We start from the raw sequence: 23,170 nt of genomic DNA on the forward strand, positions 1-23,170 counted from the left end.
GAAAAAAGCTTAGTCGATTTCAAATACCATAGGCAGTCGATGTCGACCGTCGCCGCAACGCAGCCGCTGCCGGAAACCCAGTCTTCGCCGGGTTTTCGCTTCGCCATGCTGCTGCCCGGCGGGTTGGTCACCTTTTTGCTGATCCTTTTCGCCTTGGGCCTGGTGTTCTTCCTGGCCTTCCGCGGCAATGACGGCTCGCTGCTCGGCGCTGGTTTCACCCTTGCGAATTTCGTCACTGTGGCCACCGATCCGCTGTACTGGACTGTGACGCTGCGCTCGCTGGGCATCGCCGGCCTGGTAACGCTGGCAACCGTCGTCACAGCATATCCTGTCGCCTATTATCTGGCTTTCCATGCCGGGCGGCGGCGTGGGCTGTTGCTGTTCCTGCTGACCCTGCCATTCTGGACCAGTTATCTGCTGCGCGTCTTCGCCTGGAAGATCGTGCTTGCCTATAATGGCGTGCTGAACTCGGCGCTGATCGAAAGCGGCATCTGGTCGGAGCCGACATTGGCCTTCCTTAATACGCCGGCAGCGGTCGTCGTCACGCTTGCCCACGCTTATGCCCCGTTCGCCATCCTGCCCATCTATGTGGCGCTGGACACGATCCCGAAATCGCTGCTCGAAGCCGCTTCCGATCTCGGCGCAAAACCGTTCACCAGCTTCCGCCGCATCGTGCTGCCCAATTCGATGCCGGGCGTGCTGGCGGCGGCCCTCGTCGTCTTCGTGCCGACCGTCGGCGACTATGTCACCCCGGCGTTGGTCGGCGGCCCGGCCAGCACCATGATCGGTACGCTGATCCAGGCCGAGTTCGGCAAGGCAAATGACTGGCCGTTCGGCGCCGCACTCGCCGTCGCCGTCATGCTGGTCATCCTCGCCGTGGTGCTGGTGGTGCGCTTCGCCGACCGCCGATACGGCAGCCGCACATGAACGCGGCGCGTGTCGATGCAAAACAGGGCGGCGGCTGGCTCGGCGCCTATGTCCTTGCCTATTTGATATTCCTGTATTTGCCGATATTGCTGATCCCGCTGTTTTCCTTCAACAATTCGATCCAGGCGGCGTTTCCGCTGCAAGGCTTCACGCTTGAATGGTACGGCACGCTTTACGGCAATTCGGCGCTGTCCGGCGCGCTTGCCACCAGCCTCGTCATCGGCGCAATTGCTGCCACCGGCGCAACACTCTGCGGCGTGACCGTGTCCTATATGGACCTCTACGGCCGCTCGCCGCTGGCCGCCACGATCAGTGCTATAGCGCGGCTGCCGATCCTGATCCCAGGCGTCATCGTCGGCATATCGCTGCTCATCCTGGTCAACCTCGCCGGCTTTGGGCCGTCGCGCATTGCCATTGTGCTCGGCCATGTATTGGTGGCGCTGCCGACGACGGTGGTGGTCATGCGCAGCCGCTTCGCCGCCATCCCGAAGACCATCCGCGAGGCAGCGCTCGACCTCGGCGCTTCCGACTGGACGACCTTCAGACAGGTGATGCTGCCGCTTAGCCTGCCGGCCATTATTTCGGCGTTCATGCTGGCCTTCCTGACCTCCTTCGACGAGTTCATCGTCGCCTTCTTCCTTGCCGGCACCGAGCCGACGCTGCCGCTTTATATCTGGAGCCAGCTGCGCTTCCCGAAATCGCTGCCGACCGTCATGGCGCTCGGCACTTCGATCCTGGCCGTGTCGTTCCTCATCGCCGCACTCGCCGAAATGCTTCGCCATCGCGGGCTTGCTGCCACCCGGCGGTCAGCGCCCGCCAACCTGTCAAAACCAGAAGAAACCGAAGGAGGAGAACTGCAATGGCATTCGACCTGAAATCGATAACGGCAAAGACAGCGAAAACCGGACTGGCTGCGTTCGCGCTGGCGCTTGCGTCGACTGTCGCCTTTGCCGGCGACAAGCTGCAATATTTCACGTGGTCGGGCTATGAACTGCCCGACTTCAACAAGAGCTTCCTCGCCGCGCACCCCGATGGTCTCGAAGCTTCGATGTTTGGCGACGACGATGACGCTTTCACCAAGGTCAAGGCCGGCTTCCGCCCCGATGTCGCGCACCCATGCTATGACAAGGTGGCGCGCTGGAACAAGGAAGGCCTGCTGCAGCCGATCGACACCAAGCGCATCAAGAACTGGGATTCGATCTTCCCGGTCTTCAAGAACCTGCCCGACCTGCAGGCCGGCGACAGCAAGGTCTGGATGGTGCCGTGGGACTGGGGCAACACCTCGATCCTCTACCGCACCGATCTGGTGAAGAACCCGGAAGCCAGCTGGAACCTGCTTTGGGATAAGCAATATGCCGGGCGTATGGCGACCATCGATGCCGTCCACGACACACCGGTGGTGGCAGCCCTTCTCGCCGGCGTCAATCCATTCGACATGACGCCGGAACAGATGGACAAGGTGGCAGAAAAACTTCGCGAGCAGCGCCCGCTGCTCTCGAACTACACCACCGACATGACCTCGGTCGAACAGGCATTGGCAAGCGGGCAGCTGGTCGCGGCCATGACCTGGAACGCCTCGGCCACCTCGCTGAAGAAGCAGGGCGTGCCTGTCGAGTTCATGAAGCCGAAAGAAGGCATGCTGACCTGGGCTTGCGGCTTCGTCATGCTCAAGGACGCCAAGAACGTCGACCTAGCCTATGACTTCATCAACAGCCGGCTGGAGACGGATTCCGGAAAGTATCTGATCCAGGCCTACGGCTATGGCAGCTCGATCAGCTCAGCTTTCGCCGCCGTGCCGAAGGAGGAGTTGGAGAAACTGCAGCTGCCTTCCGATCCCGAGGTGATGCTGAAGACCACGATCTTCACCGGGCCGATGAAACAGAATGATGAACTCGCCAAGATGTTCGAGAAGGTCAAGGCAGGCGGCTGAGTTCGTACTTCCTTCTCCCCTTGCGGGAGAAGTGTCGCCGAAGGCGACGGATGAGGGGTGTTCCAGATGGCACCGACGGCACTCCGGCCAACACCCCTCATCCGTCTCGGCGCTTCGCGTCGATCCACCTTCTCCCACAAGGGGAGGGAAAACTTACCAAATAAGGACGAACGAATGGACATGCTGGAGGAAGCGGCTGAGAAGCCGAAGGATGACGCCGACGTCAGGGTCGGCAGGCGCGTGCGGGCGCTCAGGCTGGAGCGCAATCTCTCCCTGGCCGAACTCGCCGCCAAAGCCGGCGTCTCGATCGGTGCGCTGAGCCAGATCGAGCGCGGCATGTCGTCATTGCGGGTGCGAGTGATCTGGCCGCTTGCCGCCGCCCTCGACATCGAGCCGTCGGCGCTGATTGTTGATGGCAACGATGCCGGCAACGATCTTTATTGCGTTCGCGCCAACAGCCGGCGTCAGATCCCGGTCAAGTCGGAAGGCATCGCCAAGGCGCTGCTGTCGCCGCCGGCTGCCACGCTGACCGGCATGCTGGTGACGGTGGAAGCCGGTGGCGGCACCGCCGAAGCCTACGCCCATGCCGGCCATGAATTCGGCTTCGTCCTGTCGGGCGAGGTCGAGCTGGTGGTCGATTCGACCAGATACGGGCTGAAGGCCGGTGACAGCTTCGCCTTCAAGAGCACCTTGCTGCATGCCTTCCGCAATCCGGGCAGCGAGCGCTGCCAGATCCTGTGGGTCAACACCACCAAGCCGTCCGAGGTTCGCGATGGCGCCTGATCCGCTCGTCCGGCTGGACAAGGTCTCCAAGATTTTCCCCGGCGGCATCGTCGGGCTCGACACCGTCGATCTCAATATTTCGCGCGGCGAGTTCCTGACCCTGCTCGGACCGTCCGGCTGCGGCAAGACCACCAGCCTGCGGGTCATCGCTGGTTTCGAAGGCCCGTCGAGCGGCAGGGTCCTGCTCGAAGGGCGCGACATCACGGGGCTCAGGCCCTTCGACCGCCCGGTCAACACCGTATTCCAGGACTACGCGCTGTTTCCGCACATGAACGTCGCCGAAAATGTCGGCTTCGGCTTGTCGCTGCGCAAGCTCGCGGGTGCCGAACAGGCGAAGCGCGTCGGCGCAGCGCTCGACATGGTCGGCCTTGCCGACAAGCTCGGCGCCCGCGTATCCGAATTGTCGGGTGGCCAGCGCCAGCGCGTCGCGCTTGCCCGCGCCATAGTCTGCGAACCGCGCGTGCTGCTGCTCGACGAGCCGCTGTCGGCGCTCGATGCGCATTTGCGCGAACAGATGCAGGTCGAATTGAAGCGCCTGCAGTCGCGGCTCGGCACCACTTTCGTCATGGTCACGCACGACCAGACCGAGGCGCTGTCGATCTCTGACCGCATCGTCGTCATGAACAAAGGCCGCATCGAGCAGGTCGCGCCGCCGGCGACCCTCTACGACCGGCCCGCCACCAAATTCGTCGCCAGCTTCATCGGCACGATGAACCTTCTGCAGTCGCGCTTTGTCGGCCGCGACGGCGAGCGCTTGCGGTTCGCCGCCGGCGCCCTGCCGCTGGAAGCGGTTTCGGAGACGGGCGAACTGCCTGGCGAGGGCACGGTGCGCACCATCGGCGTGCGTCCGGAGGATCTTTTGGCGACGACCGAGGCCACGGCCGGCACTGTACCGGTGCGGGTGAACAGCATCGTCTTCCACGGCCGCACCTTGCGCCTTCATGCAGAGCTGGGGCAGGGGACACAGGTGGTGATCGACGCGCCACGCCCGACAGAGGGTTTTCAATTCAGTGTCGGCGATGTGGCGCATATCAGCCTGCGCCGCGGCACCAACTGCCCTATGCTGCCCAGCTAGTCTGATTTTCAACTTCCAGAAAACCGGAGTGTTCCCACATTATCGGCAACGGGGCGCAGACTTCGAATTCCTGCTCGGCAGGGCTTCCTCAACCGCTGAAATCGCGGGGGTTGGCGCGGAAAGCATTCAGCGCCCGTTGCGTTTCCGTTTGACGAGTTCTCTGTTTGTTCTAAATTTCTCCGTCGGATACAATTTGCCGGGCGAGAGATCAATTATGAGTGGGCAACCTGCATTCGGAACCGCGAACAACGGCCAGACCTTTTTCCGATGGGAGGGGTCTAAGCGACGTTTCGACGACCGCATATTCTTCGCCATCTTGGCTGAGAGCGCGGTCGCTGGTCCCTTGGCGCGAAAGGCTATCGCCTTGAATCGAGAGTTAGGGCTGCAAGGCTGGTTTGTTCCGGAAAAGCACATCCATATCTCGCTCGTCGGCCTCGGTGACCATGATGGGTATCCGGAAAAGCTGGTTGAAATCGCTCGGCATATCGTCTCGATGATCGTTGCAAAACCGTTCGACGTTTCTTTCGATCGCCTGACGGCTTTTGGTGGTGGTTCGCTGGTTCTGCGCAACGGTGACAGCAATCCAGCGCTCCAAGAATTCTGGCGCAATCTCACCGCTCTGATTTCCGACAGCCCGCTAAAGCCCTTTCTCACGAAGTCCATTGAACCGCATGTTACTCTGCTTCGTGACGAAGTCCGTATCCCCAGGATTCGCGAACGGTCGATTGGTACAATTGGCTGGACAGTCCGGGATTTTGTGCTGATCCACAGTGTAATCGGCAAGGGGATTTACCGCGAGCGCGCACGTTGGCAATTGAACGGCCAAGACGATGCCTTGGCCGGGATGTAGAGCCCCCGCACGATATTCATCATCCTGACATGGCATGTCAGCTGTCTCGGGATTGACGATGGCAGGCCAGCACGCGACCCGCTACTTCCAATGCGTCTTAACAGGAGGAACCCCCATGATGATCACGGAAATTGCCAAGGATTTCACCGAGCTCCTCAAGCAGGGCGATCACCAAGGTGCTGCTGAGAAGTACAATGCCGACGACGTCGCCAGCTACGAAGCCATGGAGGGGCCGATGGCCGTCTCCCGTGGCAAGGAAGCTCTGAAGCAAAAGAACCAGTGGTGGCAAGAGAACAACGAAGTGCATGGCGGTTCGGTCGAGGGCCCATATGTCAACGGCGACCAGTTCGCAGTGCGCTTCAAGTTTGACATAACGCCCAAAGCTACCGGCGAACGTGCCACCATAGATGAGGTTGGTCTGTACACGGTCAAGAACGGCAAGATCACCGAAGAGCGGTTCTACTATTGAGGCCGGAAATACCACCGGCTTCCGGGAGCCGCTGCAAGGTTGAACAATAAGCATGGCGGCCGGGAGGATGACCTGGCCGTCTTCGAGAAGCTCAGATCGTTTTGACATAGCCCGCCAACTGATCCGCCACCGTGCCCCAGCCGTCGTAGAAGCCCATCTCCTCGTGGCTGTTACGTGTGGCTTCGTCGCGGTGGATGGCGGTCGCGGTGTAGCGCGTCGCCTCGCCCCGCGATTGCAGCGATATGACGGCTGTAATGAACGGGTCGCCTGACGGCCGGTAGCCTGGCAGCAGCGCATCGGTCCACACCAGCCGCTCGTCCTGGACGATCTCGAGGTAGCAGCAACGCCTGTCGTTGACCTCCTTCCCGTCGGGCGACTGCATGCGGGTGCGGAACAGGCCGCCGGGCCGCAGGTCGATCTCGCAATCGGTGATGAACCACGGCTTCGGCGTGAACCATTGGCGGACATGCTCGGGCTTCGTCAAGGCCATCCACAGCAGTTCGCGCGGCGCCTCGATCGACCGTTCGAGCACGAGGTCGAGCTTCGGATCGGGTTGGAACAACGGAGCCATGTTCATCTGTCTTTCTCCTTGAGTTTCAGCACGTAGTCGTCGAACTGGTCGAGACGGCGCTCCCACAGCGCCCGCTGCTCGGCCAGCCAGTTTTCCGCGAGCTTCAGCGGCTCCGGCGCGAGCCGGTAGGTCCTGACGCGGCCTGCCTTCTCCGAATGCACCAGCCCGCAGCCTTCCAAAACCCTGAGATGCTCGATGAAGGATGGCAGGGCCATCTCGAACGGCTGGGCAAGCTCGCTGACCGAGGCGGGGCTTCGGTTCAGTCGCTCGACCACGCGTCGCCGGGTCGGATCGGCGAGCGCCCGGAAAATGCCGTCGACGGGCGGGGGGCTTTCGGTCTGCAGGCTCGTCATAGTCGTTTCCTTGCCTCGGCCATTCCGCGTGACCAGAGTTGGCTTAGAAACACTTATGGAAATTCCTTACTATTGGCAAGGGCGAAAATCATGGATGGCCGGCAAGCCGCTGGAAAACTGAGAGGTGCGGTTTTAGGGTGCCGTCAGATTCGACCGGCCCGAGGATTCGTTTTTGACGATCACCATGTATGGCACCACCAATTGCGACACGATCAAGAAGGCCCGTTCCTGGCTGGCGAGCCATGATGTTGCCTATCGCTTTCATGACTATAGGGTCGACGGGCTGGATGCGGATCGGCTGAACGGCTGGTCAGGCAAAGTCGGTTGGGAAATTCTGCTCAACAAGGCGAGCACGACGTTTCGCGAACTGTCGGAGGAGGACAGGATGGGCCTGGATGAAAGGAAGGCCAAGGCGCTGATACTGGCAAAGCCGACGATGATCAAGCGTCCGGTGCTGGAACTTGGCGATAGGATTCTCGTCGGGTTCAAGCCCGATGTTTATCAGCAGGCGGTTGGCGGGAAGTAGAACCGACCGACCGCGATCCGTCGCGCCCCCCTCTGTCCTGCCGGCATTCATATCGATCGTATCAGACGCTTGTGGTTTTCCCACGCAAATAGCTCGCCAGCGCGGACGCGTTATTATGGGCCTCGTCATGCGCGCCGTAGAGCAGCGTCACCTTGCCCTCACGCAGCAAGGCGCGCAGTTCCGCCACCGCCTCGCCGTTCCGGTCGAGCTCATCGCTGTATCGCCGCTGGAACTCCGCCCAGCGCGCCGGCTCATGGCCAAACCATTTGCGCAACGCGTCGCTTGGCGCGATGTCCCTCAGCCATAGCGTCAGCGCCGCGTCCTGCTTGGCGATGCCGCGCGGCCATATGCGATCCACCAGCACCCGCTGCCCATCATCGGGCGCCGGCGGTTCATAGATGCGCTTGACCGCGAGTTCCATTGCCAACCCCGCATGCGTCACAGGCGCGGCTGCGTGCTGGTGCTCTTAAACCCACTCGCCCTTGCGCATCACCGGCACGCGGCTGCTGTCCTTGTGGACGCCGTCTATATCGATCTTGTCCGAGCCGATCATCCAGTCGATGTGGATGAAACTCTTGTTGCCGCCGCGCGCCGCGATCTCGTCCTGGCTGAGCGAGGCGCCGTCGACGAAGCACTTCGAGTAGCACTGGCCAAGCGCGATGTGGCAGGCGGCGTTCTCGTCGAACAGCGTGTTGAAAAACAGCAGCCCGCTTTTGGCGATCGGCGAGGAGTGCGGCACCAGCGCCACCTCGCCGAGACGGCGCGAGCCTTCGTCGGTAACGAGCACCTTCTGCAGCACATCCTCACCCTTCGAGGCCTTGGCCTCGACGATGCGGCCCGCCTCGAAACGCACCGCAATGCCGTCGATCAGCGTGCCCTGGTAGGACAGCGGCTTGGTGCTGGTGACGTGGCCTTCGACGCGCCTTGCATGCGGCGTGGTGAAAACCTCTTCGGTCGGGATGTTCGGGTTGCAGGTGATGCCGTTCTTGGCGGTCGAGGCGCCGCCCATCCACTCGTGGCCGTCGGCCAGCCCGACGGTCAGGTCGGTGCCGGGGCCGGTGAAATGCAGTGCGTGGAAATTGTGGCCGTTCAGCCATTCGGTGCGGCTCTTCAACGCCGCATTGTGCGCCGTCCAGTTGCCGATCGGGTCTTCGACGTCCACCCGCGAGGCGGCAAAGATGGCATCGGCGAGCTTGGCCACGGCGACGTCTTCGGCATCGTCCGGGAAAACCTGCTTGGCCCACGCCTGATCAGGATAAGCCACAATGTTCCAGTTGATGTCGAAGCCGGTGATCTTCTCAAGCGCCGGCTGATAGGCCATCGAATTCGCCTTGTTGGCACGCGCCACCTTTGCCGGGTCCTGACAAGAAAGCAGCGACGGATCCTCGCCGCGCACGGCAAGCCTCGCCGCATTGTTGGCGAAGGCTTTTGCCATGCCTTCATAGAGCCAGCCGGCGGCGCGGTCGAAACCGGCGTCGGCGCCGTAGCGGAAGCGCGCGAGAGTGATCTCGTCGTCGTTGAAGATCGGCGTCACCAGGCCGGCACCTGCCTTGTAGGCGTGCTCGACGATCCGCCGCGTCAGAGGCAGCGCGGCGATAGACGAGGTCAGCACCAGATCCTGACCCGGCTGCAATTGCAGCCCGACCTTGACGGCGACCTCCGCCAGCCTGTCGAGCTTCACCGGGTCGATGGTTGCGGAAACGCCGCGCGAATGTGTGGTCATGATCCTGCCTGCCGTGATTGGGGACTGTGTCTTACATAGACCGGCGCTACCGACCTTTCCACTCTGATGACGCCGCAGGTCTAGCTGACGCTCTCGAGCGACCTGAACTGCGCCATCGTCGCCTCGATCTCTTCGCGCACCCAGATCTTGAAATCCCTGACCTTGCGGCTTTCGCCCTTGCTGGCCGAAGTCACCAGCCAATAACCGAGCCCGCTTTGGGCGCGTATGCCGAACGGCGCAACGAGACGGCCGTCGGCCAGCGCGTCTGCGGCCAGCAACTGCCAGCCGAGCATGACGCCGTGACCGGCAATCGCCGATTCCAGGCACAGCATCGGATCTGTGAAGCGCGCGCCTTTCATGAAGGTGACCGGCTCCACCCCGGCCGCTTCGAACCAGCTCTCCCAGCTGATCATCGAGCTTTCGTCGGTGATCGCACAGGTCAAAGCAAGGTCCTCGATCCTTTTCAGCTTGCTGGCGATCACCGGTGCACAGACCGGAAACACCTCTTGCGCCAGCAGCAATTCGGCCCGCCCGCCCGGCCATTTGCCGTCGCCGAGCCGGATGGCGACGTCGATGTCCGAACGATCGAGATCGGCAAGCCGCACCGAGGCATCGATGCGCAGGAGCACGTTCGGATGCCGGGCAAAATGCCGCGACAGCCGCGGCAGCAGCCATTTCGAGGCGAACGCCGGCGCCACCGAAACCACCAGCGTGCACTCCGAGCTTTCATCGGCAAGCGCCACCGCCTGTGCGAGTTCGCGGAAGCCTGCGCTGAGCCGCGCGGTAAAGACGACACCGAATTCGGTCGCCACCAGGCCAGCTGGCGTTCGTTCGAACAGCGCCCGGCCGAGCTGCTTTTCTGTCCGGTTGATCTGCTGGCTGACGGCGCTGACCGAGACGTTGAGCTCGCTGGCCGCCGCCGCAAGCGAGCCCAGGCGGGCAACGGTTTCCACGGCGCGCAAGCCGTTGAGATGGACGCGGTTCAAAGTAGCCATACAGTTTTTCTAAACTCGAACGGCTGAAATCTCAATTGCCAGGCACTGCAGGATGCCGGATTCTAAGTGGGCTACTCAGAGTAACGAGGCAATCTGATGAAGATTTTGTCATGGCTCGGAGCCTTTTCCCTGATCGGAACGCAGCCACACCGGCATGACAGCGAGGCCACCAACTGGGTGACCGATCCGCTGTCGCATCCGCTGCTCGACACCATGTCGGAGCGCGAACTCGCCGACATGCCGTTCAGGCTGACCGCGCGTCGTACCCGCTACGAGACGGCCTTGACGAGGACCTGCTGCGGCAGAGTCTCCTGAACGAGCACCTCAGGCGAGCCAGCCGCCGACGCGGCTGCGCAACCCCTTCTGGCCCAACAAAAGGCGGATTGTCTCGGCGGCAGGCGCACTTATTGTGCACCGCGATGAACATCGCTTCGCCCTTGCGCTTGGCAATCGCCGGCATGATCGCCCTGGCCGTCGCCATGGGCATCGGCCGCTTCGTTTATACGCCGATCCTGCCTGGCATGATGGACGAGCTCGGCCTGTCGCCGGCTGATGCCGGCTGGATCGCATCGGCCAACTATCTCGGCTATCTCGTCGGCGCGCTTGCCGCCACCGGCGGCTGGGCGCAAGGCCGCGAGCGCCAGCTGATGCTGGCCGGTCTTGCCGCCACTGCGATACTCGCCGGGCTGATGGGCCTGACCGGCACGATGGCCGCCTTCCTCCTCATCCGCTTTCTTGCCGGCCTCGCCAGTGCCTTCGTGCTGGTCTTCATGACCAGCATCGTTTTCCATCATCTCGCCGCGGCCGGGCGAAACGACCTGCAGGCGCTGTATTTCGGCGGTGTCGGCCTCGGCATCGCGGCATCCTCGGCGCTGTTGGCGCTCCTTGTCACCGAACACGCCGGCTGGGCGGCGGGCTGGCTGTGGTCCGCGGCGATTTCGGCCTGCGGCTTTGCCGCCGTCGCCTTGCTCGCCGGCGGCACCTCGACCGCGAGCAGCGTTGCCGGGCCGGAGCCGGCGTTGCCAAAAAACCCTTCACTGGTGAAGGTCATTGTCGCCTACGGCCTGTTCGGTTTCGGCTACATCGTCACGGCGACGTTCCTGGTCGCGATCGTCCGCCAGGGCGGCGGCGGCCGGATCTTCGAGGCCGTGGTCTGGATGGTCACCGGCCTTGCCGGTTTCCCATCGGTCTGGCTGTGGCAGAAGCTCGCGGCAAGGGTAGGGCTTTATGCCACCTATGCCTTGGGGTGCCTGGTCGAGGTGGTCGGGGTCAGCGCCAGTGTCGTCATGGACGGACGCACAGGGCCGCTGCTCGGCGGCCTTCTTGTCGGCGGCACCTTCATCGCCATCACCGCGCTTGGCCTGCAGGCCGGCAGGCAGCTTGCCCCGCAGGCACCACGCCGGATGCTGGCGGTGATGACGGCCGCCTTCGGCCTTGGCCAGATCATCGGCCCGATCGTCGCCGGGCTGCTCGCGCAGGCCTCGGGAGACTTTTTCCTTGCCTCGATCGTTGCTGCCGCCGTCCTGCTCGCTTCCGGTGCAATCGTCTGGTCGGCTGCGCCAAAATCGCCATGATTATGGTTTTGCTCGGCGCCGGGCACCTGGCACGGGCATTTTCTTTCCCACTAATGTGTGACTTTATGCCCGCTGAACGCCGCTGATTTGCGCATCGACCGAGGATTCCCCACAGTGTTCGTATCCTTCTTCCCGCAGCCGAAGCTGTTCTTCACCTCGGCGGCCATCTGGAGCGTGGTAATGGTGGCCGTCTGGTTTCTCGGCGGCTACCAGCTAGGCGCCTTGATCGGATTGCCCCCCCTCGCAGCGGACGCGGCGCCCATCATTGGCGTTTCCGTGTTCTGGTCGCCTCCATTCCTTTGGTTTTACATCTACTTTACCCTCGGCGTAATGCTCTTCTACGCCTTCTGGCATTGGTATTCTCCGCACCCTTGGGAACGTTGGTCAATCCTGGGTTCCTCGCTGATCTTGTTCACGACCTATTTTCAGGTGCAGGTGAGCGTCGCAATTAATGCCTGGTACGGGCCGTTCTGGGACCTCATTCAAGCCATCCTCAGCAAAACTGTAACAGCGACAGAATCCGACCTTTACGCGCAAGTACTAGCTTTCCTCGGCATCGCTCTGGTGGCGGTCACAGTTTTCGTCATTACGAACTTTTTCGTCAGCCATTGGGTGTTCCGCTGGCGTACTGCGATGAACAATTATTACATGTCGCATTGGCCCAAGCTGCGCCATATTGAAGGAGCTTCCCAGCGTGTGCAAGAAGACACGATGCGGTTTTCTCAGATCATGGAAGATCTTGGTACTAGCTTTGTCGATTCCATCATGACCCTGATCGCTTTCATGCCGATCTTGTTGGCTTACTCTAAGCACATCACCGTTTTGCCGTTCATTGGTCACGTTCCTCAGCCGCTTGTCGTGGCTGCGATCTTCTGGGCAATTTTCGGAACCGTCTGCATTGCCACCGCCGGCATAAAGCTTCCCGGTCTGCAGTTTAGAAATCAGCGCGTCGAAGCGGCATACCGCAAGGAACTCGTCTACGGCGAGGACAATCCAGATCGGGCGCAGCCGCCCACAGTTATAGAACTGTTTGGAAATGTGCGCAGAAACTACTTTCGCCTCTATTTCCACTACGTCTATTTTAATGTGGTTCGCTATCTTTATTTGCAAACCAACAACATATTCGCCCTCTTTTTGATGGTGCCATCGATCATCGCGGGAACCATAACGCTGGGTCTCATCAACCAGATCAGTTCAGCCTTCAGTCAGGTGACGAGCTCGTTCCAGTATCTCGTCAATTCATGGTCGACGATTGTCGAGCTTCTGTCGGTGCACAAGCGTCTGCGCGCCTTCGAGGCAACGATCTATGGCGAACCGCTTCCGGACATCGACCAGCGCTATCTGGAGCGTGAGCAAGCCGGCTTGCGCCCTGAAGATCAGCCGGTGAGCTAAAGGGTAACGGGCGGCGATCCACTTGGGCTCAGCCGCCCACCGCCGCCTGTCTTTCGCCTCGCCGCGAGACGTAGTCGCGAAAACTGATGCACTCGACATCGGACCTAGTGCAGACCTCGCCGGCAAAGCGCTCCAGCGCGTTCCAGTAGGCGCCGTCATTCATCAACGTGAAGTGAAAGCCGAGCTCCAGCGGAATGCGCTTGCCCTCGTATTGCGCATCGAAGGCGGCGCGGAACGCGTGATAGGTCCGGTCAGCGAACGCTTCTGCCATGCTCGGCCGCTCGAAGCCGGCGGAATGTCTGACATAGAGATTGTAATCCATGGCGATCACCCGCCTTGAGCTCGGCCCTTCCGGGATCTGCGGCAGCGAAAAGCGCGTGATGCCGTTGACGGTCGGCGGCTCGACCGGCCCACGCGAAACGCCGCTTGCGTCGAGCAGGAAACCGGCCGCGGGCAGCGCCTCGTAAAGCGCCTTGTTTGCCGACAGATAGGGCGCGCGGAAGCCGACCACTGCCTTGCCTGCGAAATCGCGCCAACCCTTCGGTTCGGGTGCAATGCCGTTGATCGAATAGGCGTTTTGGAGAACGTGCTTGAACGAGCCGAACTCGCTCAGCCAGTCGGCCTTGCTCCAGTCCCTGCCATCGAAATGACCGCAGCCATGGCTGCCGATGTCGTGGCCTTCCCTGGCGGCGAGGTTGATCTGCTCGAGCCGCTCGGCGACTTCCTCTTTGGAGGCGGCAAAGCCGATATTCGATTTGCCGGCCGTTTTGCCCGGCGCGGTGTATTCCTTGCGTGTCTCGGGCGACAGCAGGAACACGCAGGAGACAAAATACGTGAAATGCGCACCGGTGCGCGCGGCCAGCGCCCGGCTGCGCTGCCACTGCGAAATATCGCGGGCGCTGTCGAACGAAATGATGACCGTCTGCTTCGGTTTTGCCGGCGCCGCCGGCGGGTCGGCAAAAGCCGCGCCGGTAGCAAGCGCGGCAATCGAAAACGCAACAACGCGGGACAAACGGGGCAAAGGCATCTGACCGGATCAAGGAATGTAGAAGCACCGCCTACCGGCGAAATATGGCACGGATACGATCGACCTGCGCGGCCGCCGGTGGCGGCGACTGCCTCGTGAATAGGCGATTTTCCTGCGGAACCCCTTCCATGCCGGCAAAATTTCGCTAAAACGCGGGCTCATCAACCGCCCCGGCCGGGGGCATGAATGGTTTTGATCCATGTCGGACGACAGTTTTATCCGCGAAGTCAACGAAGAGATTCGTCGCGACCAGGCGCATGCGCTGTGGGACCGTTTCGGTCCCGCCTTGCTCGTGCTGGCTGTACTGGTGGTGTTGGGCACCGCTGCCGTCGTCGGCTACCGCTATTGGGACGAGACCCGCGCCAACCGCTCGGGCGATGCTTTTTCGCAAGCGCTCAAGCTCGCCAATGAGGGCAAGAACGACGAGGCGCTTGCCGCTCTGGAGGCGCTGGAAAAGGACGGCTACGGCGCCTACCCGCTGCTCGCCCGTATGCGCGCGGCAACCGTCAAGGCAGACAAGGGCGACGTCGATGCTGCCGTCAAGGACTTCGACGAGGTCGCCGCCGACACCAAGATCCCTTCCGGCATTCGCGACATGGCGCGGCTCAGGGCTGCGCTGCTGCTGGTCGACCACGGCTCTTTCGCCGATGTCTCCAGCCGCGTCGAGGCGCTCACCGCCGACACCAATACGCTGCGCCATACGGCGCGCGAGGCGCTTGGCCTTGCCGCCTGGAAGGAAGGCAAGGCGGCGGATGCTTTGAAGCTGTTCGACCAGATCGCCGCGGACGACGGAGCCCCGCGCAACACGCGCGAGCGGGCGACGTTGATGTCCGAGCTGATCCGCGGCTCGGGCGGTGTATCGTAACAACGGATGACCTTCAAAGTCGCCATCATCGGCCGGCCTAACGTCGGCAAATCGACCCTTTTCAATCGACTGGTGGGAAGGAAGCTGGCGCTTGTCGACGACACGCCCGGCGTCACCCGCGATCGACGCGTCCATGCCGCAAAGCTCTACGATCTGCATTTCGACGTCATCGACACCGCCGGTTTCGAGGATGCGGCCGCCTCGACGCTGCCCGGCCGCATGCGCGCCCAGACCGAGATCGCCATCCGCGAGGCCGACCTGATCTTTTTCACGATCGACGCCAAGTCCGGGCTGATGCCCGACGACAAGACTTTCGCCGAGATCGTGCGCAAGTCCGGCAAGCCGGTTGTCGTCGTCGCCAACAAGGCCGAGGCGCGCGGCGCCCAGGGCGGCATGCTGGAGGCATGGGAACTCGGCCTTGGCGAGCCGATCCCGGTCTCGGCCGAACATGGCCAGGGCCTGCCCGATTTGCGCGATGCGGTGATCGCGGCACTGGGCGAGGCGCGCGCCTTCGGCGAGGACGAAGAGGCCGGCGAGGAGGAGATCGCCGCCAGCGAGGTGCTGATCGGCGAAGACATCACCGACCCGGACGCCGAGCCGAGCTATGACGATACCAAGCCGATGCGCATCGCCGTCGTCGGCCGTCCCAACGCCGGCAAGTCGACGCTGATCAACGCGCTGATCGGCGAGGAGCGGCTGCTGACCGGCCCTGAGGCCGGCATCACTCGCGATTCCATCTCGGTCGACTGGGACTGGCATGGCCGCCAGCTAAAACTGTTCGATACCGCCGGTATGCGCCGCAAGGCCAGGATCCACGAAAAGCTCGAGGTGATGTCGGTGCAGGACGGCTTGCGCGCCATCCGCTTTGCCGAGATCGTCATCATCGTGCTCGATGCTACTATTCCCTTCGAGAAGCAGGATCTGCAGATCGCCGACCTGATTATCCGCGAGGGCCGTGCCCCGGTAATCGCCTTCAACAAATGGGACCTTGTCGATCATCCCCAGGAGCTGCTGGCCGAGCTGCGCGAAAAAACCGAGCGGCTTCTTCCGCAGGCGCGCGGCATGCAGGCGGTGCCGGTGTCAGCCGAGACCGGGCGCGGGCTCGACAAGCTGATGGATGCTGTCATCAGGACGCATCGAGTTTGGAACAGCCGCGTCTCAACCGGCAAGCTCAACCGCTGGCTGGAGGGCATTCTGGCGCATCATCCGCCACCCGCGGTTGCCGGACGCCGGCTGAAGATCAAATATGTCACGCAGGCCAAGACGCGGCCGCCGGGCTTCGTCGTCTCCTGCTCACGCCCCGATGCGATGCCGCAATCCTATGTCCGCTATCTCTCGAACAGCCTGCGCGAGGCTTTCGACATGCCCGGCGTGCCGATCCGCATCGCCTTGCGCACCTCGGACAACCCGTTCGCCAGCAGGGCAAAGAAGCGCCGCTGAGCTGCGGGTCCTCTGGGCGCCAGCATCAGGCTACGCTCCGCAGGCCGCTCGCGGGCAGCGCCTGCACATTTTCGGGGAGAGCGATTCCACCGACACCTGCAGCAGGATGTTGGCAAGTCGCGCCGCCGCCGGGTCTGGCTCGGCCTTCCTTGCGATGCGGGAACAGCGCCATCTCAGGCAGTGCGGGCAGCCCCGGCGATCTCCGGCATCATCGCCCTGACGGTGGCCGGCGCGAGTGGGGGCAGCCTCTGCACCTAATGGGCAGTGTAAGCTCCGTCCACCAGATGGTAGCTGCCAGTGATAAAGCTGGCCTGGTCGGACAAGAGGAAGCATACAAGAGCCGCTACCTCTTCCGGTTTCCCGCGCCTGCCCATCGGCTGAAGACCTGCCATGCGCCGGCTGGCTAATGCCTCCATTTGCTCCGATAAAAGAGGCGTTTCGATCCAGCCGGGGCCGACTACATTGATCCGGATGCCCATCCTCGCATATTCGATCGCCGCAACTTTGGTTAATCCAACGACCCCGTGTTTCGCTGCCGTGTAAGCGGACGCAGTTGGCAAGCCGACGGAACCGAGGACGGAGGACATGTTCACGATGGCGCCTCCGCCTCGATCCAGCATCGCGGCGATTTCGTACTTCATGCTGTAGAAAACGCCATTTAGATTGACGTTTATCAGCTTGTGCCAGTTGTCGAGCGGATAGTCTGCCGTTGCTTTTCGAATGCCGTCGATACCTGCATTGTTTACCGCCATATCCAGTCCGCCGCATTTCTGGACAGTGAACTCGATCAGCTTTTCCACGGCTGCCGCATCCGTGACATCCACCGCAAAGTCGTAGGCCCTGCCGCCTTGCGAGCTTATTTCGGCGGCTCTGCAGTGCGCGGCCTCGGCATCAAGGTCGGCGACAACAATCTCGGCTCCTTCTTGCGCGAGTTGCCGTGAAACAGCCGCCCCTATTCCGGAGCCTGCGCCGGTCACAATGGCGACTTTACCATGGAAGTCAGGCTTCATCGTCTCTGTCCTATGCCAATTCTGACATAACCGAACAGAGGCAGACGGTTATCGCAAGAAGTTTCGCTCCAATTCGCTTGTCAATCCTGTGAATTCATTTTGCCACCACAAAGCGAGACTTGGCCCGCAGGCCTTGGAATGGTAGAGACGAGGGCGGCGGTAGATGACCAGTTTCCTAGCAGGTAGAAATGGAAGAACACCACATTGCGCGCCGGGGGCTCGTGCTGGGTAGTCTGGCTCTGATGGTCTCCGGATGTACGTCGATTTCATCCGCGTTCGGACCAAGGCTTGGCCTGAATCCTCGTTACCGACGGCAGCATGTGCGGTACGACGGAAACGAGCCGGCCGGAACGATCGTCGTCGATACTTCGCAACGCTTTCTCTATGCCGTCGAGACGGACGGGTGGGCGACGCGCTACGGCGTTGGCGTCGGCGAGCAGGGACTTTCGTTCAAGGGTACAGCGACCGTCGGCCGCAAGGCGGACTGGCCGTCGTGGACACCCACCGCCAGCATGATGCAGCGCAAGCCGCGCCTGGTGAAGTATGCAGGGGGGGTCCCTGGCGGACCAAACAACCCGCTTGGTGCGCGTGCCCTTTATCTCTATCAAGACGGGCGCGACACCCACTTCCGGATACATGGTACAAACGAGCCATGGACGATAGGCACAGCGGTATCGAACGGGTGCATCCGTATGATAAATGACGACGTCATTGACCTCTACGACCGTACTCCTTTGGGCACGACGGTGGTGGTTGTTTGATGGTGGGCAGGCCTGATCTCCGTTGGATGGTGAACCCTGCCAGCACGTCACCGCAAAGGTGCCGCCGGCAACTGGATGCCAACTGTGTCATTTCTGCACTAGGCGTTGGTGTAGATCGCAGCTAACTTGGTGGGGCTGCATATCGTTTTAGTTGTGGCGATTCTATAGGCTATTCCGCCCCCGGGGAAAGGATTGCTTGATGAACAGGATATTGGTTGCAATGGTTGCTGTGCTCGCCGTTGCCAGCCTGAGCGGCTGCGCGAACGACTGGATCGGCAAAGGAAAGGGTAAGGCTCCGGCACCCGCTCCGGTAGAGGAACCAGTGATTAAGTAAGGACCGGCTTGTATGGGGAAGGGGTGCCAAGCCCTTCCCCATACATACGCAGCCGGGGCTTTGGCCGGCTTCATAGCGTACGGCGCGGTTGGCGGGCATAGGCCGTTATTAGGTCTGTGCATTGTGAAGTTCGGGAATGGACGCGGCGATGACGCTTGTAAGTAGCCGTCTCTTGCTTGTGGCGTTGGTGGCCCTCCCGGCAGCGGCATGTCAGACGAAAGACCTGCCGCCCCAGCCGAATTTTGTATCTTATGCCGATGGCGGAGCTGCGCCTAAAAAAAACGACGAGCGGTACTTCATCGAGTTCCGCTCCCGCTACGCCCTAAGCTACGGCCACACCTACGCAGTTTTTGGGCGCCTGGACCGGGCCGGGAGAATGATCGATCCCCAAGTCGCGGGCCTTCACCCGGCTTCGAACAGTGCGGTTCCCTATGTTCTGGGCCATATCGTGCCGGTGCCAGCCGAAACCGGGTGGAGCGACGGTGATCTGGAAGAACCATACAGATCCGCAAGCTGGCGAATCATATTGACCCGGGCCGAATACGACAAAGTCGTTGCCTACATCCGCAAGCTGCAGGCGAGCTCGCATGTCTGGCAGGCGACGGTCTTGAACTGCAACGGCTTCGTGGCGGACATCGCTCATTCCATGGGATATAAGACTCCCGCCATTCAGCTCCGGCCGCAACAATTCATAACCGAGCTTCGGGAGATGAATACATAACCAAGATTCGAGGGATGAATGGGACCGAATGCGATCGGTACTGCCCCTCCGGCTTTCGCGTGTGCGGACTAACTCGGAGAGGATCGCTGCGCCTGAAGGTAGGCCGGTGACGAAATCGAGGCGATGGGTGAAGTGGCCATACTCAGGGGCAGCTGCTACAGTCGCGATCGCAGAAAGGGCGCTGGTGACCTGAAGTGACCATTGCTTTAGCCTCGCTTGGCGAGATCATATGGGTGATCGGCATCGTCGCTTGGTACGTGATCCGGTATCCCTTCGAGCGCCGGGCAAGGCGCGTGCGAATAGTAGCTGGCGGCCGCTCAAGTTCCGACACGGTCGGGCTTGCATCGGCTCTCCTTGGCCTGGCGATCCTGCCTGGCTTCTATGTCGCCACCGGCATCCCCGCAGCGGCTGATCATCCGGCCAGCGTGTGGTCGGTGGCGCTCGGAACCATCATCTTCTGCTCGGCGCTGTGGATTTTTCGCTTATCCCACAAGGAACTTGGCCGTAACTGGTCGATTACGCTCGAGATTCGCGAACGGCATGAACTGGTCAGCGCCGGGCCATATGCCTTGGTCCGTCACCCTATGTACACCTCTTTCCTGCTTATGGGGCTCGGCCAGCTCTTTCTGCTGCCGAACTGGGTTGCGGGCATATCGGGTTTGGTTGGTTTCGCAGTCCTTTTCCTGCTGAGAGTGGATAAGGAAGAGCGTATGATGCTGGAGAATTTAGGCTCGCAATACCGTGTCTATATGGAAAGGACCAAGCGAATATTCCCTTATCTTTATTAGAGGTCGTTTTATGCGAGGCCGAGCCCTCAAGCTTTCCGCGCCCCGGCGCCTTGTTGGCGATCTGATGAGGTTTTCGATCGGCGTGCCACGGGTCGCGGTGCAGCGTCAGATGAATCTCGGCCCACTCGTAAGGGCTAGAATGGCGCAGCAGACCAGGCCCTCGTGGACCGCGATCTTCCTGAAAGGGTATGCGCTTCTTGCCCTAGAGATCCCGGAGTTGCGGCGCGCCTATGTCAAGTTGCCCTGGCCGCAGCTTTACGAGTATCCGGCAAGCGTAGCCTCGATTGCCCACGAGCGCGAGTATGATGGCGAGCCGGCCGTTCTGCTGAGCTGCATCAAATGCCCGGAGCGCTACTCCATCACGGAACTTGAGCGATCCATCCACGCGGCTCGATCACGGCCGATCCAGGAGGTCCCGGAGTTTCGGCGCGCCTTGCGGATGGCAGGTGCGCCCGCGCCAGTCAGGTGGCTGCTTATGTGGCTAGGGTTGAACATCGCCCGGCAAAGGGCAAATTACTTCGGTACCTTCCAACTGTCCGTCTATTCTGGTCTCGGTGCGGAATCACTCAACCCGCTGACACCACTGACCACCCTTCTAAACTACGGTCCGATCGGCAAAGACGGATCGGTGAATGTCCGCATCCACTACGATCACCGGGTCATGGATGGAGCGAACGTCGCACGAGCACTGGAGAGATTCGAAAAGATTCTGAACGGCCCTGTCGCCAATGAAGTGGTGCTGCTCGGTCAAGGTGTTTCCGCTCCTGCAAGACAGAGGAACGCGACGTGATTTCGCACTGTGAATTCCGGCCAGCTATCGTCGTGATTGGCGGCTCGGGTGGAATTGGCCGGGCGATTGCGAGCGTCGCTGCAAGGGAGCGCGGTGCGGTTGTGCTGGTTGCCCGCTCGCCTGACGGTTTGGCCGCCGCGGCGTCTGAGGTTAGGGAGGCGGGCGGCGAGGCATTCACGCTCGAGTTGGATCTCGTGTCAGGCGATGCGCCAACGCGCCTGGAGGGCTTTCTGTCCGCACACGGCCTGGTCTGTGATGTCCTGGTCAACAGCGCCGGCTATGGCCTGCGGGGCGCGACGACGGCGCTGCCTATTGATGGTCAACTCGGCATCATCGATCTCAATATACATTCCCTCACAGAACTGACCCTTCATTTTCTGCCGGGAATGGTGGCACGCCGACGGGGCGGGGTGCTCAATCTCAGTTCCGTGGCCGGGTTCGTTCCCGGGCCTTATATGGCTCTGTACTTCGCTAGCAAAGCTTTCGTGCGCTTCTTCTCAGAGGCGCTTCACCAGGAATTGCGCCGAACCGGTGTGACGGTCACATGCGTTGCACCAGGCCCGGTGTCCACGGAGTTTCTCGCAAGATCAGGCGCCAATCAGACGGTGCTCTTCAACATCTTGCCCAAGGTGGATCCGAAGTATGTGGCCGAACAGGCGTGGCGAGCGTTCAAATCCGGTCGTCGCCTCGTCGTACCGGGAATCTCGGGTAAGTTGGCTGCCCTTGTGGCAGCGCTCCTGCCTTCCGCGGCGCTGCTGCCCCTGGTCGGCCGGCTGCAACGCGGCGGCAATGATCAATGTCCTTGCGGTTCAGGTATGAAGTTCAAGAAATGCTGCGGTACCCGCCAGATTCAGCTACGCCGGGGCCCTCGGGGAATTATCCCCTAACCGGACCAGCACGTCACCGAAAAACCTCATTGAAACAAGAGACCGCTCGCCGATGACGGGCGTAAAGTAAGCATGTTGGTAGCATAGAGGCGAGGCTTTCGACATGCCCGGCGCGCCGATCCGCATCGCTTGCGCACCTCGGACACCTGTTCGCCGGCCGGGGGAGATGGCCGTTCCCTCCGCTTTTAGCCAAGCTCCGACGCCGAAAGACGGGTGGGACGGCGAAGCTGCTAATCTCCCCCTCGAGCGGCCCTCGAGGGGGAGATCTCCGGCAGGACAGGGGGGCGCGCGAGGGATCGCCAGCATTACTGCTTCTTCGACCGACTAAGTTATGGAGCGCGCTGCGGCCCTTTCGGCTCGTCTGCGCTAAGCCGCTTTTCTCAGACCATCCGCGTCGCCACTTCCCGGCATCGCTTCCAGTGCTGCCTGCAGCAGGATGTCGCCAAGCCGCGCCGCTATCGGGTCGGGCTCGGCCTCCTTGCGATGCAGGAACAGCGCCATCTTGGGCAAGGCGGGAAGCCCGGCGATCTCCGGCGTCATCGCCCTGACGCTGGCCGGCAGGCCGATATCGGTGCGGATCGTCAGTCCGAGCCCCGCGGCGACGGCTGCCCAGATGCCGCCAAGACTCGGGCTGGAGAAGGCCATCCGCCATGCCAGGCCGGCGCGGTCCAGCGTCTCGGTCGCCACGCTGCGCAGCAGGCACGGCGCTTCGAGCGCCACCAGCGGCAACGGCTCGCCATCGCGCAGGCAGGTCTCGATCTGTTTTGCCGGGCCGATCCAGCGCATCTGGACGTCGGCGACATGCCGGCTGTAGGGCAGCGTCGCGCCATTGTGCCAGGCAAGCGCGATATCGAGGCTGCCCGAAAGGATCCTTTCGGCAAGCTCATGGCTGCGCGCGATCCTGGCCTCGATCTTGACCTTGGGATGGGCGCGGGCGAAGCGCCCGAGCACCTCCGGCAGCACCGCCTCGCCGAAATCCTCCTGTAGCCCAAGCCGTACCCAACCCTCCAGCTCGACATCGTGGATGGCGGACGCGGCCTCGTCATTGAGCTCGATCAGCCGGCGCGCGTAGCCGAGCATGGTCTCGCCCGCGTCCGTCAGCGCCAGGCCACGCCCAGATTTGCGGAAGATCGGCGTCGCCGCCTGCTCCTCCAGCTTCTTTAATTGCGCACTGATTGCCGAGGTCGAGCGGCCGAGCCGGTCGGCGGCCTTGGCGAAGCTGCCCAGCTCCATGCCGGTAACGAAGCTGCGCAGAACGTCGAGATCGAATGTCACGCGTCGCATAGCGATAATCCTGATATTTGGGACATTACGTGAAAAACTTCCTGATTTTCAGTACGAAGTTATGGCGGTAGAGACAGCGCGTCAAGAACCGAACG

27 protein-coding genes are annotated in these 23,170 nt (G+C 61.8%); 19 read left to right on the forward strand and 8 right to left on the reverse strand.

Annotated elements, in window-relative coordinates:
• The first annotated feature begins 39 nt into the window (after nt 1–39).
• The 7 genes from NKJ72_RS08285 (at nt 40) to NKJ72_RS08315 (ending at nt 6,034) form a co-directional block, all read left to right on the forward strand.
• Nucleotides 40–927 (forward strand): ABC transporter permease, encoded by an 888-nt coding sequence (locus tag NKJ72_RS08285; RefSeq protein ID WP_352476606.1) that lies wholly within the window; start codon nt 40–42, stop codon nt 925–927.
• Nucleotides 924–1,802 carry an ABC transporter permease gene (locus NKJ72_RS08290; protein ID WP_352476607.1) on the forward strand — a complete coding sequence of 293 codons (879 nt, stop codon included), beginning with the start codon at nt 924–926 and terminating at the stop codon, nt 1,800–1,802. Before NKJ72_RS08285 ends, NKJ72_RS08290 begins: the two co-directional genes overlap by 4 nt.
• Nucleotides 1,787–2,857: an ABC transporter substrate-binding protein gene (locus tag NKJ72_RS08295; protein WP_352476608.1), complete on the forward strand. Its 1,071-nt coding sequence runs from the start codon at nt 1,787–1,789 to the stop codon at nt 2,855–2,857. Before NKJ72_RS08290 ends, NKJ72_RS08295 begins: the two co-directional genes overlap by 16 nt.
• 174 nt (nt 2,858–3,031) lie before the next feature.
• Complete coding sequence (locus NKJ72_RS08300; RefSeq protein ID WP_352476609.1) at nt 3,032–3,640, forward strand: cupin domain-containing protein; 609 nt, start codon at nt 3,032–3,034, stop codon at nt 3,638–3,640.
• Complete coding sequence (locus tag NKJ72_RS08305) at nt 3,630–4,715, forward strand: ABC transporter ATP-binding protein (protein ID WP_352476610.1); 1,086 nt, start codon at nt 3,630–3,632, stop codon at nt 4,713–4,715. Before NKJ72_RS08300 ends, NKJ72_RS08305 begins: the two co-directional genes overlap by 11 nt.
• A 28-nt stretch (nt 4,716–4,743) precedes the next feature.
• Entirely contained in the window at nt 4,744–5,565 is an 822-nt protein-coding gene (locus NKJ72_RS08310; RefSeq protein WP_352476611.1) for a 2'-5' RNA ligase family protein, read from the forward strand.
• A 115-nt stretch (nt 5,566–5,680) separates the two neighbouring features.
• Nucleotides 5,681–6,034 (forward strand): SnoaL-like domain-containing protein, encoded by a 354-nt coding sequence (locus tag NKJ72_RS08315; protein WP_352476612.1) that lies wholly within the window; start codon nt 5,681–5,683, stop codon nt 6,032–6,034.
• Nucleotides 6,035–6,125: 91 nt separating this feature from the next.
• On the opposite strand, the gene NKJ72_RS08320 is transcribed toward NKJ72_RS08315, so the two are convergent.
• Together NKJ72_RS08320 and NKJ72_RS08325 are read right to left on the reverse strand one after the other, a co-directional pair.
• Nucleotides 6,126–6,605: an SRPBCC family protein gene (locus NKJ72_RS08320; protein WP_352476773.1), complete on the reverse strand. Its 480-nt coding sequence runs from the start codon at nt 6,603–6,605 to the stop codon at nt 6,126–6,128.
• A 2-nt stretch (nt 6,606–6,607) separates the two neighbouring features.
• Nucleotides 6,608–6,958, reverse strand: a complete 351-nt coding sequence (locus NKJ72_RS08325) for an ArsR/SmtB family transcription factor (protein WP_254820403.1) — start codon at nt 6,956–6,958, stop codon at nt 6,608–6,610.
• 172 nt (nt 6,959–7,130) lie between these two features.
• Between NKJ72_RS08325 and NKJ72_RS08330 the strand changes: the two genes are divergently transcribed.
• Nucleotides 7,131–7,484: an ArsC family reductase gene (locus NKJ72_RS08330; protein ID WP_352476613.1), complete on the forward strand. Its 354-nt coding sequence runs from the start codon at nt 7,131–7,133 to the stop codon at nt 7,482–7,484.
• A gap of 61 nt (nt 7,485–7,545) precedes the next feature.
• On the opposite strand, the gene NKJ72_RS08335 is transcribed toward NKJ72_RS08330, so the two are convergent.
• The 3 genes from NKJ72_RS08335 to NKJ72_RS08345 all read right to left on the reverse strand — a co-directional run bounded on the left by NKJ72_RS08335 (nt 7,546) and on the right by NKJ72_RS08345 (nt 10,202).
• On the reverse strand, nt 7,546–7,911 hold the full coding sequence (locus NKJ72_RS08335; protein WP_352476614.1) for a DUF488 domain-containing protein: 366 nt from the start codon (nt 7,909–7,911) through the stop codon (nt 7,546–7,548).
• A gap of 39 nt (nt 7,912–7,950) precedes the next feature.
• Nucleotides 7,951–9,207, reverse strand: a complete 1,257-nt coding sequence (locus NKJ72_RS08340) for an aminopeptidase (protein ID WP_352476615.1) — start codon at nt 9,205–9,207, stop codon at nt 7,951–7,953.
• An 80-nt stretch (nt 9,208–9,287) separates the two neighbouring features.
• Nucleotides 9,288–10,202, reverse strand: a complete 915-nt coding sequence (locus NKJ72_RS08345; RefSeq protein ID WP_352476616.1) for a LysR substrate-binding domain-containing protein — start codon at nt 10,200–10,202, stop codon at nt 9,288–9,290.
• A gap of 96 nt (nt 10,203–10,298) precedes the next feature.
• Here NKJ72_RS08345 and NKJ72_RS08350 point away from each other — a divergent pair, with 96 nt between their 5' ends.
• The 3 genes from NKJ72_RS08350 to sbmA all read left to right on the forward strand — a co-directional run bounded on the left by NKJ72_RS08350 (nt 10,299) and on the right by sbmA (nt 13,168).
• On the forward strand, nt 10,299–10,517 hold the full coding sequence (locus NKJ72_RS08350; protein ID WP_352476617.1) for a hypothetical protein: 219 nt from the start codon (nt 10,299–10,301) through the stop codon (nt 10,515–10,517).
• 104 nt (nt 10,518–10,621) lie between these two features.
• The gene (locus NKJ72_RS08355) at nt 10,622–11,776 is read left to right on the forward strand and encodes a YbfB/YjiJ family MFS transporter (protein WP_352476618.1); all 1,155 of its coding nucleotides are present in this window, start codon (nt 10,622–10,624) and stop codon (nt 11,774–11,776) included.
• 114 nt (nt 11,777–11,890) lie between these two features.
• Nucleotides 11,891–13,168, forward strand: coding sequence for a peptide antibiotic transporter SbmA (gene sbmA, locus NKJ72_RS08360; RefSeq protein ID WP_352476619.1), 1,278 nt, complete (start codon nt 11,891–11,893; stop codon nt 13,166–13,168).
• A 28-nt stretch (nt 13,169–13,196) separates the two neighbouring features.
• Here sbmA and NKJ72_RS08365 read toward each other — a convergent pair whose 3' ends face one another.
• A complete protein-coding gene (locus NKJ72_RS08365) occupies nt 13,197–14,189 on the reverse strand; it encodes a polysaccharide deacetylase family protein (protein ID WP_352476774.1) in 993 nt (330 codons plus the stop codon).
• 205 nt (nt 14,190–14,394) lie between these two features.
• Between NKJ72_RS08365 and NKJ72_RS08370 the strand changes: the two genes are divergently transcribed.
• Nucleotides 14,395–15,060: a tetratricopeptide repeat protein gene (locus NKJ72_RS08370; protein WP_352476620.1), complete on the forward strand. Its 666-nt coding sequence runs from the start codon at nt 14,395–14,397 to the stop codon at nt 15,058–15,060.
• A gap of 6 nt (nt 15,061–15,066) precedes the next feature.
• The gene (gene der / locus NKJ72_RS08375; RefSeq protein ID WP_352476621.1) at nt 15,067–16,500 is read left to right on the forward strand and encodes a ribosome biogenesis GTPase Der; all 1,434 of its coding nucleotides are present in this window, start codon (nt 15,067–15,069) and stop codon (nt 16,498–16,500) included.
• Between the two features lie 254 nt (nt 16,501–16,754).
• Here der and NKJ72_RS08380 read toward each other — a convergent pair whose 3' ends face one another.
• Complete coding sequence (locus NKJ72_RS08380) at nt 16,755–17,510, reverse strand: SDR family NAD(P)-dependent oxidoreductase (RefSeq protein ID WP_352476622.1); 756 nt, start codon at nt 17,508–17,510, stop codon at nt 16,755–16,757.
• Nucleotides 17,511–17,698: 188 nt separating this feature from the next.
• Between NKJ72_RS08380 and NKJ72_RS08385 the strand changes: the two genes are divergently transcribed.
• The 6 genes from NKJ72_RS08385 to NKJ72_RS08410 all read left to right on the forward strand — a co-directional run bounded on the left by NKJ72_RS08385 (nt 17,699) and on the right by NKJ72_RS08410 (nt 21,791).
• Complete coding sequence (locus NKJ72_RS08385; RefSeq protein ID WP_352476623.1) at nt 17,699–18,271, forward strand: L,D-transpeptidase; 573 nt, start codon at nt 17,699–17,701, stop codon at nt 18,269–18,271.
• A gap of 199 nt (nt 18,272–18,470) precedes the next feature.
• Nucleotides 18,471–18,605, forward strand: coding sequence for an ABC transporter (locus tag NKJ72_RS08390; protein ID WP_254820414.1), 135 nt, complete (start codon nt 18,471–18,473; stop codon nt 18,603–18,605).
• 148 nt (nt 18,606–18,753) lie between these two features.
• On the forward strand, nt 18,754–19,326 hold the full coding sequence (locus tag NKJ72_RS08395; RefSeq protein ID WP_254820425.1) for a hypothetical protein: 573 nt from the start codon (nt 18,754–18,756) through the stop codon (nt 19,324–19,326).
• Between the two features lie 200 nt (nt 19,327–19,526).
• The gene (locus NKJ72_RS08400) at nt 19,527–20,114 is read left to right on the forward strand and encodes a protein-S-isoprenylcysteine O-methyltransferase (RefSeq protein WP_254820426.1); all 588 of its coding nucleotides are present in this window, start codon (nt 19,527–19,529) and stop codon (nt 20,112–20,114) included.
• A 10-nt stretch (nt 20,115–20,124) separates the two neighbouring features.
• On the forward strand, nt 20,125–20,904 hold the full coding sequence (locus NKJ72_RS08405) for a hypothetical protein (protein ID WP_352476624.1): 780 nt from the start codon (nt 20,125–20,127) through the stop codon (nt 20,902–20,904).
• A complete protein-coding gene (locus NKJ72_RS08410; protein WP_502901840.1) occupies nt 20,904–21,791 on the forward strand; it encodes an SDR family NAD(P)-dependent oxidoreductase in 888 nt (295 codons plus the stop codon). The genes NKJ72_RS08405 and NKJ72_RS08410 overlap by 1 nt, the downstream gene beginning before the upstream one ends.
• A gap of 366 nt (nt 21,792–22,157) precedes the next feature.
• On the opposite strand, the gene NKJ72_RS08415 is transcribed toward NKJ72_RS08410, so the two are convergent.
• Nucleotides 22,158–23,075 carry a LysR substrate-binding domain-containing protein gene (locus NKJ72_RS08415; protein WP_352476626.1) on the reverse strand — a complete coding sequence of 306 codons (918 nt, stop codon included), beginning with the start codon at nt 23,073–23,075 and terminating at the stop codon, nt 22,158–22,160.
• Nucleotides 23,076–23,170: the final 95 nt, after the last annotated feature.

The organism is Mesorhizobium sp. M0045 (assembly GCF_040323385.1).
In the GTDB taxonomy this organism is placed as follows: Bacteria; Pseudomonadota; Alphaproteobacteria; order Rhizobiales; family Rhizobiaceae; genus Mesorhizobium.

Coding starts and splice junctions, on each gene's coding strand:
- NKJ72_RS08315 (WP_352476612.1), top strand. CDS start 5,681: ATGATGATCACGGAAATTGCCAAGGATTTCACCGAGCTCCTCAAGCAG.
- NKJ72_RS08395 (WP_254820425.1), top strand. CDS start 18,754: ATGACGCTTGTAAGTAGCCGTCTCTTGCTTGTGGCGTTGGTGGCCCTC.
- der (WP_352476621.1), top strand. CDS start 15,067: ATGACCTTCAAAGTCGCCATCATCGGCCGGCCTAACGTCGGCAAATCG.
- NKJ72_RS08340 (WP_352476615.1), bottom strand. CDS start 9,207: ATGACCACACATTCGCGCGGCGTTTCCGCAACCATCGACCCGGTGAAG.
- NKJ72_RS08305 (WP_352476610.1), top strand. CDS start 3,630: ATGGCGCCTGATCCGCTCGTCCGGCTGGACAAGGTCTCCAAGATTTTC.
- NKJ72_RS08350 (WP_352476617.1), top strand. CDS start 10,299: ATGAAGATTTTGTCATGGCTCGGAGCCTTTTCCCTGATCGGAACGCAG.
- NKJ72_RS08345 (WP_352476616.1), bottom strand. CDS start 10,202: ATGGCTACTTTGAACCGCGTCCATCTCAACGGCTTGCGCGCCGTGGAA.
- NKJ72_RS08300 (WP_352476609.1), top strand. CDS start 3,032: ATGGACATGCTGGAGGAAGCGGCTGAGAAGCCGAAGGATGACGCCGAC.
- NKJ72_RS08295 (WP_352476608.1), top strand. CDS start 1,787: ATGGCATTCGACCTGAAATCGATAACGGCAAAGACAGCGAAAACCGGA.
- NKJ72_RS08370 (WP_352476620.1), top strand. CDS start 14,395: ATGTCGGACGACAGTTTTATCCGCGAAGTCAACGAAGAGATTCGTCGC.
- NKJ72_RS08380 (WP_352476622.1), bottom strand. CDS start 17,510: ATGAAGCCTGACTTCCATGGTAAAGTCGCCATTGTGACCGGCGCAGGC.
- NKJ72_RS08405 (WP_352476624.1), top strand. CDS start 20,125: ATGCGAGGCCGAGCCCTCAAGCTTTCCGCGCCCCGGCGCCTTGTTGGC.
- NKJ72_RS08320 (WP_352476773.1), bottom strand. CDS start 6,605: ATGGCTCCGTTGTTCCAACCCGATCCGAAGCTCGACCTCGTGCTCGAA.
- NKJ72_RS08355 (WP_352476618.1), top strand. CDS start 10,622: ATGAACATCGCTTCGCCCTTGCGCTTGGCAATCGCCGGCATGATCGCC.
- NKJ72_RS08415 (WP_352476626.1), bottom strand. CDS start 23,075: ATGCGACGCGTGACATTCGATCTCGACGTTCTGCGCAGCTTCGTTACC.
- NKJ72_RS08390 (WP_254820414.1), top strand. CDS start 18,471: ATGAACAGGATATTGGTTGCAATGGTTGCTGTGCTCGCCGTTGCCAGC.
- NKJ72_RS08285 (WP_352476606.1), top strand. CDS start 40: ATGTCGACCGTCGCCGCAACGCAGCCGCTGCCGGAAACCCAGTCTTCG.
- NKJ72_RS08290 (WP_352476607.1), top strand. CDS start 924: ATGAACGCGGCGCGTGTCGATGCAAAACAGGGCGGCGGCTGGCTCGGC.
- NKJ72_RS08325 (WP_254820403.1), bottom strand. CDS start 6,958: ATGACGAGCCTGCAGACCGAAAGCCCCCCGCCCGTCGACGGCATTTTC.
- NKJ72_RS08385 (WP_352476623.1), top strand. CDS start 17,699: ATGGAAGAACACCACATTGCGCGCCGGGGGCTCGTGCTGGGTAGTCTG.